We start from the raw sequence: 12,852 nt of genomic DNA, 5'->3' as shown, positions 1-12,852 counted from the left end.
CGTGGAGCGCCGCGCATCTCCCAGCCCTGCCGTCACGCTGGGGGAAGACGGCTTCGCCCTGCTGCTCGTGGCGCTGATGGTGGTGCTGGTCACCGCCTTCCTTCTCGACCGCGCGCTCCGGGCACGCACCGAGTACCGCCAGGCCGCCAACGCCGCGGGCGACGTCCGCGCCCGCGCCGCCGCCGCCGCGGGCGTGCAGCACGCCATCTCGCGCCTGGACGCGATGATTGGCCGCCAGCCCGCGGCCCGTGCCGGCGACGGCGTGGCGACCATGATGCTGGCGGACGAAGGGCTTCGTGCGGACCTGGCCAGCGTGCCGCTCGCGCCCGGCGTCCGTTACGGCGTGGCGGTGGAGGACGTCGCCTCGCGCCTCTCGGTGAACGACGCGGGGGACGACGACCTCCGCCGCCTCTTCCTGGCGCTCGGCGCGGGCTTCCGCGAAGCAGACGTGGCCGCGCAGTCGGTGCTCGACTGGCGCGACGCGGACGAGCTGCACCGCGGGCAAGGGGCCGAGTGGGACGACTGGTACCGGCATCAGCCCGTGCCCGTGCATCCCCGCAACGCGCCGTTCCAGTCCGTCGCCGAGCTGCGGCAGGTGCGCGGAATGGAGCGCCTGTTCGCCCGCGCCGCGCCGTACCTGACGGTCGCGGCCTCGGTGCGCGTGAACGTGAACACCGCGCCGGAGCCCGTGCTGCGCAGCCTTCCGGGGCTGGACGGCGAGAGCATCGCGCTGCTGCTGGGCCGGCGCGCGGGTGGCCGGCCGGTGCGCGACGTCTTCGAGCTCCAGTCGCAGCTTTCCGTCCGCTCGCGCACGACGCTCCAGGCTGCCATGGCGGAGTTCTCGTCGCGCGCGGCGTTCGACTCGAACCTGCTGGAGGTGGTGTCCACGGGCGCGGTGAGCGGCCTGCCGTTCACGCGGACCGTCCGCGCGCGGGTCGCCCGCTCGGGCATGGAGGTGCAGGTCGTGAGGATCTTCGAGGAGTGATGACAGAGAGCGGGATGGAGGAACGGCCGCAGGGCCGCGAACGGTGGGCGGGAACGCGCGTGGGTGTCGCCATCGGCCCCGGCGGGCTGCTGGCGTGCGAGGCCGCGCGCGGCCGGCCGTGGCGCGGGCTGTCGGTGGCACTGCCCGCGCCGGAAGCAGATGGCTGGGGAGATGCGCTCGCGGCTGCCTTCCACGAGATCGCGGACGTCGCCGGCCCGCGCGCGGAGGTCCACGTCACGCTCCTGCGGCCCCTCGCGCTCGCCAAGGCGCTGCGCCTGCCGCCGCTGCGCCCGGCCGGGCTGCGGCTGATGGTGGAGCGCGGCGCCGACCGCTGGTTCCCGCTCGCGCCCGGCCCCGTCGCCGCATACGTCGCCCCTCTCCCGTCCCACACGGCCGACGCGGACGAGCCCAGCGCCCTCGTCTCCGTCGCCTCCGCCGCGCTGGTGGAGACGATCGTCGCGGCCGCGGCGGAAGCGGGGCTCACGGTCGCCTCCATCTCTCCGTCCCACGCCGCCGCGGCTGCCGCCGCGCTCGCCCTCGCGCCCGAGCTGCGGAAGGGCGGGCACCTGCTCGTCCTCTTCCACGACCACTCCACGGACGGCCTGGTGCTGGAGGATGGTCGCGTCCACCTCGCCCGGTCGCTCCCGCTCGCATGGAACAACGAGGACTACGGGACGGGAGATGCGCGATCCGCCCACCTGGCGAGTCTGGCGCGATCGGCAAATGCGGGAGCGGCCTCCATCTTCCTCGCCGGCGCCACGGCGGATGAAGAGGCGCGGGCCGCGGCGGTCGCCGGATGGGAGGATGCGCGGCGCGTTCCCGGCTTCGAAACCGCGGAGGAGATGGCGGCGTTCGGCGCGACCCTGGCCTCCGCGCGCTCGCACGACCTGCGGCCGGACGCGCATCGCCTCCCCGCGCGGCGAGCTGCGCTGCGGAGGACGGCGGTGCTGCTCGGTCTCTCCGCCGCCGCGTGCGCGTTCGGCGCGTGGATGCGGCTCCAGCGCCTCGAGGACGAGGTCGCGCGGATCGAGCGGCAGCGCGCAACCCTCCGCCCCGCCGTGACCGCCGTGCTCCGCACCCGCGCCGAGATCGACTCCGTGCAGCAGCGGCTCGCCGCGCTGGACAGCCTGGAGGCCGCGCGCCCGCGCTGGGTGCCGTTCTTCGCCACGCTCTCCGACGCGCTGCCGCGCCAGGCCAGCCTCCAGTCGCTGCGCACCGACGGCGCCGAGGTGGCGGTGGAGGGCACCGCGAGCAGCGCCTCGGGCGTGGTGATCGCACTCGGGCGCGCGGACGGCCTGCGCGGCGTCCGGTTCGCCTCCTCGGTCCAGCGCGAGGAGACCGCCGCGGGCGAGCGCGAGCGCTTCTCGCTCCGCTTCGGGGCCCCGGCGCTGCTTCCGTCATACGCGGTCCCGGCCGGCCGCGCATCTGCCACGCGCGACCCGTCCTCGTCCCGCTCCGCATCCCCCGCAGCGTTCGGAGGCCGGCCGTGAGGTGGGCGGAGATGCGCGAGCAGGACCGGCGTGCCATCGGCTGGGGCGCCGCCGCGCTGGCGGTGATGCTGCTCTTCCGCCTCGCGGTCGTGCCATACCTGGACCGGATGGCCGACGCGCGGGCCACGCTGGACCGCGAGCAGGGCCTGCTCGCCCGCGAGCGCCGGCTCCTGGCGGAGGCACGCGGCTACCGGGGGGCGTTCGACCACGCTGGCGCCCGGCTGCTCGCTACCGTTCCACGCCTGATGAAGGGCGGCCCCCTGGCCGAGACGCAGGCCGCGCTCTCCCGCCGCGTGGACGAGTCCGCCACCATCGCCCCCGCCGCGCTCACCCGCGTCGAGGCGCTCCCGCCGCGACCGGCCGGACGCGGCCTGCTCGCGATCCCCCTGCGCGTGGAAGGCGAGAGCGACTACGAGGGTTTCCTGACACTGCTCGCGGACCTGGAGAGCGGGCCCACGCTCTTCCACGTGACCGACCTGGACCTCCGCTCGCAGGAGGCGCCCGCCTCCGGCTATCCGGCCGCCGTGGGCCCCGGCGGCGTGGTCCCGGTCGCCGCCGGCCCGGTCACCGTCACGTTCCGCTTCACGGTCACCGGGTTCGTGCTGGACGACTCGGGAGATGCGGCGCAGGCCGACTCGGCGGAGGCCCCGCGATGATCGGGAGCTTCCGCGGCTGGACGTGGCACAACTGGGCCTCGCTCGCCGTCCTCGCCATGTCCTGCGCCTGGGCCGTGATGGCCGCTGGCGCCACGGCAGCACCGCTCTCGGGCACCCCGTCCGCTGCGCCTGCGCCTGCCTCCGCGTCCGCCGACGCCGAAGTGGAGGCGCGCTCCGACGCCGAGGAGCTGGACCGCCTCGTCCTTGCGTCGGTGGCGCGCGATCCGTTCCGCAGCGACCGCGCGCGCGCCTCCGGGCGCTATCGCACGCCGGGAGAGGTGCTGCGCGCCGCGTCCGCCCCGCCGGCCGGCTCCATGCCTCCCCCTCCCCCGCCGCCGCCGGCTCTCATGGCCGCCATCCGCCTGCACGGCATGGCGACGGACGGCGCGGGCGGCGTCCTGCTCGCGGTGGAGATCAACGGTGCCACGCGGCTGATGCACGTCGGCGAGGAGTTCGCGGGGCAGAAGCTGCTCGCCGTCTCCCGCGGCGTCGCCCGGTTCCGCGGCGCCGGCGGCGTCACCACCGTCCGTCTCGACCCTGCGCACCCGTGATACATCCCTCGCGCCCGTCGCGCGACGCACATACCCGAAGGTACCCGATGCGGAAGCTCCACGTCACGCGCGCGCCCGTCGCCGTCGCCCTGCTCGCCTTCACGCTCGGCGCCGCCCCGCGGCTGGGCGCGCAGCAGCAGCCGTCGCCCGGCGTGCGCACCACCGCCGCCGGCTACACCGTCGACTTCCGCGACACCGACCTGCGTGTGGTCGTCACCGCGCTGGCCGAGCTGGCGGGCGTCAACGTGACGTACGGCAGCCTGCCGTCCACCCCGGTCACCATCCGCAGCAGTACGCCGCGGTCGCGGGCCGAGGTACGCGGATTCCTGGACAACGTGGTGCGCTCGAACGGCCTCCGCATGGTGCAGGACGGCTCGCTCACCCGCATCGAGGCGATCCCGCCGCCAGCTCCGCAGCCGATGACGCCGCAGCCCACGTTCAGCGGCGGCGCTGCTGCGCAGTCGGGAGATGCACAGCTCTTCGTCCTCCGTCTGCGCCACGCCCAGGCCGACGCGGTCGCCGGCACGCTCCGCGAGCTGTTCGGGTTGGGGCAGCGCCAGCCCAGCAGCGGCGTGTTCGGCGACGCGGCCTCGTCCCTCTCTCGCGAGCTGCGGTCCCAGCGCGTGCCGCCGGTGACCGACCCCGCGAACCCCACCATCGCCTCGGCCGCGTCCGCGCCGCAGCCGAACGTGACGGTGCTCTCCGGCCAGGTGCGCGGCAACGTCCAGATCGTGCCCGACGCGCTCACCAACTCGCTGCTCATCCGCAGCAGCACATCGGACTACCAGACCATCGCCCAGGCGGTGCAGCTGCTCGACGAGCGGCCGCTGCAGGTGATGATCGAGGTTTTGATCGTGGAGGTCCGACGCGACAAGAACCTGTCGCTCGGGTTGGACGTGAACGTCCCGAACCAGCGGGAGCCGCGCACCGGCACCACCATCGGCGGGCACATCACCGACAACACGCCGGGGAACATCCTCGTCAACCTGATGAACGTGGGCGGCGTGGACGCGACGGTGATCATCCACGCGCTCGCCTCGTCCGGCCAGGCCACCATCGTTTCCCGCCCCATCATCATCGCCCAGAACAACCAGCAGGCGCGCATCCTGGTGGGCGACCAGCGCCCATTCGTGCAGATCTCGCGCTCGCTGCCCACCGACGGGGGCGCGCGCGACGAGGTGGTGCAGTACCGCGACGTGGGCACGCAGCTCACCATCCGCCCCACCATCAACCAGGACGGCTTCGTCACCCTCACGCTGCTCCAGGAGGTGAGCACGGCGACTGCCGAGAGCCAGTTCGGTGCGCCCATCATCAGCACGCGCGAGGCGGAGACCGTGCTGCTGGTACAGGACCGGCACACGACGGTCATCGGCGGCCTGATGGGCCAGGAGCACACCACCACCCGCTCCGGCATCCCCGGGCTGAAGGACATCCCGTTGCTCGGCGGGCTCTTCCGCTCCACCCGCAACACCACCGCGAACACCGAGCTGTTCCTGCTGCTTACCCCCCACGTCCTGCGCACCGACGACGACGTGGACGAGGCCGCCCGCGCCGTGCAGGAAGGCTCGCGCGACGTGGGCAAGGTGCTGGAGAAGTACGATCCCATCACCGGCCGCTCCGTCCCCGTCCAGCCGATGCCGGCTCCGCGCTGAGCGAACGCGGGGCGCACCCGCCATGCTCCCCCCGGTATGAAGGATCCCGGCGGGAGCATGTTTTCGTCGGGACGAGTCCAGCCGTCCGAGCAAGCTGTTTCTTCTGATACCAGATTCTTGTTTTGTTCGTGCATTGACGAGTAACTTGGGTTAACCTCAATGGGAGGAGCCCATGCGCCGAGTCATGCCGGAGATCCATGAGCCGCTGGAGACCCTCGAGGAGCGGCTGGCGAAGACGAAGGATGCGAAGCGGAAGAGGCGGGTTCACCTGCTCGTCCTCATCTGCTCGGGCCAGGTCCGGAGCCGGGGTGCCGCGGCCAAGCACCTCGGTGTTCATCGCAACACGGTCGGGGAGTGGCTCTCAGCCTACGAAACCGGCGGGTTGGATGCCCTGCTGGACATCAGGGCGCCGGGTGCCAAGCCAGGGCAGAAGGTACTCGCGCCGGCGGTGCTGAAAGCCCTCGAGGAGCAGCTTCAGGGCGAGGGCTTCTGTAGCTACAAGCAGGTCCGGCAATGGCTCGAACAGGAGTTCGGCCTCGAGATCCCCTATACGACGGTCTACGGCCTGGTACGTTTCCGGCTGGGGAGCAAGCTGAAGAGGGCCAGACCGCAGCATGTAAAAAAAACGCCATCGCCGCCGCCGCCTTCCTCGGGTGGCTGAAGCGGCTCGTCGATCTGGCAGTTGCCTTCTCACCCCTGCCGGTGCGCTGCTTCTTCGAGGACGAGACACGCATCGGGCTTCATGAGTCGGGGACGGGCCGCCGCATCACGGCCCCAGGCGTCAAGCCGATCCAGCTCATGCTTCCGCGCTACGAGTACCTCTGGTTCTACGGTGCGGTCGAGCCGGCTTCGGGTGATTCCTTCTTCCTGGAGTTGCCCGCCCTCGACACCATCTGCTTTCAAGCTTTTCTCAACGAGTTCTCGCTCGCCTTTCCGGATACCCTGAACATTCTGGTTCTCGACGGAGCGCCCGCACACGTAGCAACGGCGCTCCTCATCCCGGATAACATCCTCCTCGCGCGGCTACCACCCTACTCGCCCGAACTCAACCCTGCTGAGCGCGTCTGGCTCGATCTCCGCCGCCGTCTCGGAGACAAGCTCTCGGCCAGCCTTGATGCGCTCGCCAGCGCCACCGGTAAAATCCTTCAGGACTATTCCGCCCAGACGCTCGCCTCACTCACAAACTACGGTTACCCCCGTCTCTTAGGAATGCATAGTTAAATCATGTATCTGGTATGATATGATATGTCTGCGACGCGACGTCGGGTGGCGGTTGCGGTCGCCTGCTCCACTCCATACGTTTCCCACCTCAAGCTCCGCCTGAACCCCATTCAGTTCCGCCGCTTCGTCACCGGGTCCGATCTCTCCCGTGCGTAGTTGCTGTCCCTCAACCTTTCCAGTCGAAAGTCCTTCGTTCATGCCTCGTTCCGTCCCGCGGCCCCACTTCCCGTGGAAGCTCGTCATTTCCGTCGTCGCCCTCCTCCTGGCCCACGTCACCACCGCTGCCGCCCAGTGCAGCCCAACCCGCGCGGAGGCCGTTCAGGGCGTGTACCGCCAGGTGCTGGAGCGCGAGGCGACACCGGGCGAGGTGGCGTTCTGGCATGCCCCGGCCGACAGCGGGCGGAGCATGCGCTACATCGTCCAGCAGGCCGTCTACTCCGTGGAGTACCAGACGCGCTTCATCAACGGGCGCACGAACGCGGACGTGACGAAGCAGCTCTACCTGCACCTCATGGCGCGCGAGCCGGTAGGCACGGAGTGGAGCTCGGCACCTGTGGGCAGCGACTGGTCAGGGGTGATGAACGCGCTGACCGCGAGCAGCGAGTACACGGCGCGCTTCGGCGACCGCGGCGTGCCGGGCAGCCCCATGCAGGTGTGGGACTGCACGAAGCCGGGCCTGTCGCTGGAGCCCGCGCAGGCATCGGCGACGCAGATGCGCGGCATGTGCCTGACGATCGCCGTCTCGGGCGGTGCGTACGAGTGCGGGGATCTGCGCCTGGCGCACGCGCTGCCGTCGGTGCGCATCCGCAGCAAGGCACGCACTCCCGTGCTTCTGTACAACAGCCAGCACGCGCAGCCGCACCCGCTGGTGGGCGCCTACGTGACGCTGCCCGCCGCAGCCGACCGGGTGGATGCCACGGTGGCGGTCGCCGGGCAGTCACAGTCCCACACCGGGAGCTGGACCGGCTGGGGTGCGAACGTGTCGCGGCGCATCACCATCGGCTGGGACTGGGACATTACGCAGCCCACCGGCCTCTACCCGTACACGCTGCAGGTCACCGCGTACTCGGGCAGCACGGTGGTAGCGAGCTACACGGCATCGGGCGAGATGGCGGTGGTCAACCGCTCGGCCTCGCCCTTCGGGGCCGGCTGGTGGCTGGCGGGCTTCGAGCAAGTGATCCCCGTCTCGAACAACCGCCTGCTGTGGGTGGGCGGCGACGGCAGCACGCAGGTCTACAACCCGGCGAGCTCCGCCTCATACGTGTGGTACGGCGACGTTGTCTCGCGCGGCGACACGATCCGGCAGTACGCGCCCACGCAGGCCTACGGCATCTACGTACGGGAGGCTGCCGGGGAAGGCGAAGCTGTGGTACGACGCCGGGGGAGCACAGCGGGCGAGCGAGGACCGCTTCGGCCACCGCACGGTCTTCGACGTGGACACCACCACGCGGCGGCTGAACACGATCCACCTCTACGGCGTCAGCAACTATCAGTACGGCTTCACGTACGCGAACGCAGGCAAGCTGAGCGTGGCGACGCTGACGGCAGGCACGGCCCAGCGCAGCGTCACGATGAGCGTGGACGGCACGGGCCGGCTGACGCAGTTCACCGACCCGGACGCGACGACGGAGGTGATGACGTTCGATACCGTCGTCACCGCCCCGCGCCGTGTGGCAACGCAGACGGACGCGCGGGGTACCGTCTCGCGCTACGGGTACGACGCGGGCGGGAAGCTGGCGAACTCGCGCCTGGAGATGCAGGGGCAGGGCTCGGACATCGTGCTGGGCTTCCAGGCGCAGGAGACGCGTGGGCTGGCTCCCGCTGCGAACCAGCCGCCGGGCGCGCCCGCGTGGACCACCGACACGTACACGCTGATGGGCGGGCCGCGCGTGGACAGCACCATCTACAACCGCTTCTGGCTGGACCGCTGGGGCGGGCCGCGCAAGATCGTCAACGCCCGTGGGGACGCGACGGCGGTGGTGGTGCGCGGCGATCCGCGGTTTCCGGGGTTGGTGACCAGGGTCGTGGGGTCGAACGGCTACACCCAGGTATCGGAGCACGATGAGCGCGGAAACGTGCGCAGCGTCACGCGGCTTAATCCGTACGGGGACGGACGCAACGCAACTACCCGCTACGAGTACGGCGACTCTAACTGGCTGGACTTCCCCACACGCGTGGTCAATCCTGAGGGGGACAGCACCGTCAGCGCATTCGATGCGGCGGGTAACCGGGCGTGGCAGCAGGACGGGCGAGGGGACTCGACCCGTGTCTACTTCTCGTACGACGGGGAAGGCCGCGTCACGAGCGTTCGGAGCCAGGCCGCCATCAACCGCAGTGAGCCTGCCACGACCGTGACGTACGACGCGGTGCTGGGCAACGTGAAACGCGTAACCTCACCCCTCGGGTTCTACACGGAGACCTTTGAAGACGGCTTCGGGCGAGACACCTTGGTCGACGCCCCGGGCAACGACGCCACACATCGGCTGCTCGCGCACGCCTGGTATGACGCAGCCGATCAGGACACGCTCACAATCACCTCCGGGGATGCGACCGAAGGCAACCTCCACGTGCGTACCGTGCGCGACCCCGGTGGCCTGACCACCACCATCTCGCGCTGGAGCAGCACGGCTCCGACCCGTAAGCTCACGAACTCCTGGACGCGCGACCCCGCCGGCCGCGCATGGCAGGAGGTGCGCGAGGATGGCACGACGCTCACGTCTGCATTCGACCTCGCCGGCAATGACACCGCGCAGACCGACCCGCGGGCCACCGTGCGTATCGCGTACGACGCGCTGGACCGCCCCACCCGGCGCATCGTTCCTGCGAAGACGTATGCCGCGACGTCGTTCGTGCTCTCGGAGGCGAGCACGAATCAGGCGTTCTACACCGCTACATTCCCGAATCCGGCGATAATGGCGAGCCCCGTGACTATTCCGGGTGACACGGCCGAGTTCCGCTACGATCCGCTGACCGGCGCGATGGTCGCGGCCGACAACCGGGACGCGCAGGTACGGCGCACCTACTATCCGAACGGCCAGCTGAAAACGGATACGCTGCACATCCGCACTTGGACCGTGACCGGCGCGGCGGGCGAGTTCGACCAGCACGTCTATGCGATCGCCCACACGTACGACTTGGACGGCCGCCCCGTAACGCTGCGGCACCCGTCAACCATCGCGCCACGTAACGGCACCACCTCGCAGCTCTACGACCTGGAGCAGTACGCGTACGAGCCGGGCAGCGGCGCCCTGTCCCAGGTCACGGGCGTCCTCGGAACCCAATACGGGTTCTTCTACGATGCGGAAGGGCGCACCGACAGCATCTCGTATCCGGGTAATCGATACGAGAAGCTCCGCTACGACGCGGACAGCCGGCTGGCGGAGCGCTATGACGCCGCGTGGAACTGGAATGGGACCGTTGGGAGCGTCCCGCACGACATCGACCGCGTCTCCTGGACCTACGACGAGCGTGGGAAGGCGCTCGACATCGACGGCAACAACACTACGAGCAACACCTACTCGCTGCTGGGAAGCCTGCGGACGACCACCAGCACCGCCTACCACCCGATGAGCCCGGCCGATCTGGGGCCGACCCGGTACGTGGTAAACGCGCTGGGGCTCCGTCTTCAAGAGCAGCACGTGGGCGACAGCACGCCGACCGACTACGAATACGACGGGGCGTCTGGCCGCATGACGGGATCACACCCAGCGACCAGCTATTACGGCTCCGGCGCCGGAACCATGCAGTCGTTCCGGTACGATGCGGCGGGCAACCAGGAGGAGGTGCACGCGCAGCAGAACATGATGAGCATGATTGACCACACGCGCAGCTTCTACGGAGGCGACGAGAAGCTGCGGATGACCGACCGGCAGTCGTGTGATGTGAAGGAGGTGTCCGGCAGCGGTCCCAACCGGTTCGCCTGCACAGCTTCGTATGCGCTGAACAACGGCACGTCGGGCGCGTTCGAGTGGTACCGGTACGATGCGCTGGGACGCAGAGTGCTGGCTCGGACCCGGCGAGACAAGGCGTGCACGAGTACCAGTTGCGCGAGCACGATCACCCGCTTCGTGTGGAACGGCGACCAGATCCTCTATGAGGTTCGCGCGCCGGGCGGCAACGTGTCCGATTCCGACCTGGAGGATGACAACGCGCAGGGTGCGCAGTACGGCCGAGTGGCATACACGCACGGCGGGGGCATCGACCAGCCGCTCGAGATCACACGGATGGGCTACACGCCCGCCGTGAGTGCGAGCTTCGGACTGGACGCCTGGAACGGCCCCTACCCGGTCGTGCCCTACGCCGCCTGGAACGGAAGCTTCGAGGGTGCCACGACGGCGACCGGGATGCGGGTGCCCTGCGTGCAGACGGCCTATCTCTGCGGCAAGACGATCTGGCCCGGCTCCAGCCTGGACCCGTACCACGCCGCTACCGAGACGGTGGACAAGCAGATCTGGTTCGGCAGCCTCACCGACGAGAAGGTCGACGGCAGCGGGTTGAAGTACATGCGCAACCGCTACTACAACCCCGTCTCCGGCACCTTCACCCAGCCCGATCCAATGGGCATCGCGGGTGGACTCAATGCGTATGGGTTCGCGGACGGGGATCCCGTCAGCTATTCTGATCCGTATGGGCTCTGTACTGAAGCGGATCATTGGACAGGATGTTCCGTTGCAGATCTTCTAACATTTAAGCTAGAAGTTGGTGTACGCGTAGGTGAAGAGATCACAGTCGGGGGCGTAGGCGTGTATATGAACGCACAGGTGGGGCCGACAGTCGGAATCGAAGTAAACCACGCAGATCCCTACGGTGAGCTATTTGAACGCCGATGCAGCTATCAGTAGAGGCCGGGGTACGAGGACCACTCGGGGTGCAAGGTGGTGTCAAATGTGATCTGCATGGCTACATGCTCGACAAATGGTGCACTCCCCAAGGGCGAAACCCCGCATGCAGTTGAGCGGAGTCACAGTGAAGGAACTCGCAGAACTGGGATCTCACGTGCCAAGCTTGCTGCGGTCCTGATCACCCCAGCTATCGAACTCCACACGCCCGCTGCGGTCGCTTAGGTGAAGGACATCTTCACCGCTGGCCCACGGCAGATAACCAATCCGGCTCCTGCCGACGCAACTGCTGTTCGGCGGATTCCGTAGGATCCCTAGCCGGATTCGCGGTGACATCTGCCGGATTCGCAAAACCAAGTGTTAACCCTGGGATGCGCTGTCGATGATTCGTTTCGGACGGTTTACGAGTGTTCTGGCCTGTTTGGGCATCGGGTCGGATGCTCCTCCTAATGAATGGAACACTCCGCGATGCGCTCCGGGAACACTCCGGTGTTGTGGTTGGCTTTAATATCTTCATGGCCATCAACGGCAATATCTGTGTTTCCCACTTGGTTGCTGGCCCTGTTCCATTGGGGGCGGCACTACACCGGCAGGCGAAAAGGATTGTGGGGTGCCGCGATTCTGATTTCTGGATTTATCGGCGCAACAGCATACTGGTGGCTTGTCGCGCAACCGGCGAGACGAGGGTGGACGACGTAGATCTGCACATGACGGGAGCGTCAAAGGTCGGGACGGCCTAACCTCCGCGGCGCCAACCGCACGGACGCTCCTTCCAGAAGTGGCCTGCCCCCCCCCCGGAAACTGGACCAGGTAGAATTGGAGTCTACCCAGAGCCTTTGAGGTGAGGAGACTTCCGGATGAAGAAGACGCAGCAGAGCGCAACACAGATCGTGGGGTGCTCCGGGAAGGGGAGGCGCTTCTGACCTCGGATCGCACGGTGCCGGAGGTGTGTCGGCACCTGAAGACCGAAGCAATGCCGCTCGTCCCTGCCCCCGCAGCGCGCAGCGCGAGTCGCCAGCAGTGCGGTGGCAAGGAGGCCCGCCGAAGAGCCTGGAACCCGCCGCCTAGGTGGAAGCCGTGCCTTCCCCCGCTTGCGGATGAGTCGTCCACGAGCTTCGCTCACCCTAGCGGATGAAAGTGTTGCTACATCGCCACTTCGGCGAATTCGCGAAGATCACTTTCTTTTCAGGGCAGGCGAGTTTTACGAGCCGGGTGAGGGCAAGAACGGCGCGCCCCGATCTCTCGAGGCGCGCCGTTCGTCATCCCCTCGACCTGTTCGGCTTCAACTCGTCCGCGGCCGAGCGGACTGCACCAGGCGCTGCTTGGCGGTGTTGGCCGGGGTCGCCACCATCGTGGACGGGTCGAACTCGCGGCCCACGGCGGGGCTGCCCTGCGGCACCCAGATCTGCACGTGCGTGGAGTAGTACGCCGCCGGGTAATAGCGCACGTAGAAGCCGTC

Annotated in this window: 9 protein-coding genes; 8 read left to right on the top strand and 1 reads right to left on the bottom strand. The window is 68.9% G+C overall.

Annotated elements, in window-relative coordinates; genetic code table 11:
- The first annotated feature begins 1 nt into the window (after position 1).
- From VFE05_12640 to VFE05_12610, 7 genes are all read left to right on the top strand, one after another.
- Positions 2-985 (top strand): hypothetical protein, encoded by a 984-nt coding sequence (locus VFE05_12640; protein ID HET6230912.1) that lies wholly within the window; start codon positions 2-4, stop codon positions 983-985.
- Positions 985-2,475, top strand: coding sequence for a PilN domain-containing protein (locus VFE05_12635; protein ID HET6230911.1), 1,491 nt, complete (start codon positions 985-987; stop codon positions 2,473-2,475). Before VFE05_12640 ends, VFE05_12635 begins: the two co-directional genes overlap by 1 nt.
- On the top strand, positions 2,472-3,131 hold the full coding sequence (gspM, locus tag VFE05_12630; GenBank protein HET6230910.1) for a type II secretion system protein GspM: 660 nt from the start codon (positions 2,472-2,474) through the stop codon (positions 3,129-3,131). The genes VFE05_12635 and gspM overlap by 4 nt, the downstream gene beginning before the upstream one ends.
- Complete coding sequence (locus VFE05_12625) at positions 3,128-3,682, top strand: hypothetical protein (GenBank protein ID HET6230909.1); 555 nt, start codon at positions 3,128-3,130, stop codon at positions 3,680-3,682. Before gspM ends, VFE05_12625 begins: the two co-directional genes overlap by 4 nt.
- 47 nt (positions 3,683-3,729) lie before the next feature.
- Entirely contained in the window at positions 3,730-5,334 is a 1,605-nt protein-coding gene (locus VFE05_12620) for a secretin N-terminal domain-containing protein (protein ID HET6230908.1), read from the top strand.
- Between the two features lie 172 nt (positions 5,335-5,506).
- On the top strand, positions 5,507-5,995 hold the full coding sequence (locus VFE05_12615; GenBank protein HET6230907.1) for a helix-turn-helix domain-containing protein: 489 nt from the start codon (positions 5,507-5,509) through the stop codon (positions 5,993-5,995).
- Between the two features lie 41 nt (positions 5,996-6,036).
- Positions 6,037-6,555 (top strand): IS630 family transposase, encoded by a 519-nt coding sequence (locus VFE05_12610; GenBank protein ID HET6230906.1) that lies wholly within the window; start codon positions 6,037-6,039, stop codon positions 6,553-6,555.
- A gap of 498 nt (positions 6,556-7,053) precedes the next feature.
- Here the strand turns inward: VFE05_12610 and VFE05_12605 are convergent, their stop codons facing one another.
- A complete protein-coding gene (locus VFE05_12605; protein HET6230905.1) occupies positions 7,054-7,278 on the bottom strand; it encodes a hypothetical protein in 225 nt (74 codons plus the stop codon).
- 710 nt (positions 7,279-7,988) lie between these two features.
- Here VFE05_12605 and VFE05_12600 point away from each other — a divergent pair.
- Positions 7,989-11,396: an RHS repeat-associated core domain-containing protein gene (locus VFE05_12600; GenBank protein HET6230904.1), complete on the top strand. Its 3,408-nt coding sequence runs from the start codon at positions 7,989-7,991 to the stop codon at positions 11,394-11,396.
- The last annotated feature ends 1,456 nt before the right edge of the window (positions 11,397-12,852 follow it).

Source organism: Longimicrobiaceae bacterium, from assembly GCA_035696245.1.
GTDB lineage: Bacteria > Gemmatimonadota > Gemmatimonadetes > Longimicrobiales > Longimicrobiaceae > DASRQW01.
This window is presented reverse-complemented; position numbering and strand designations above follow the sequence as displayed.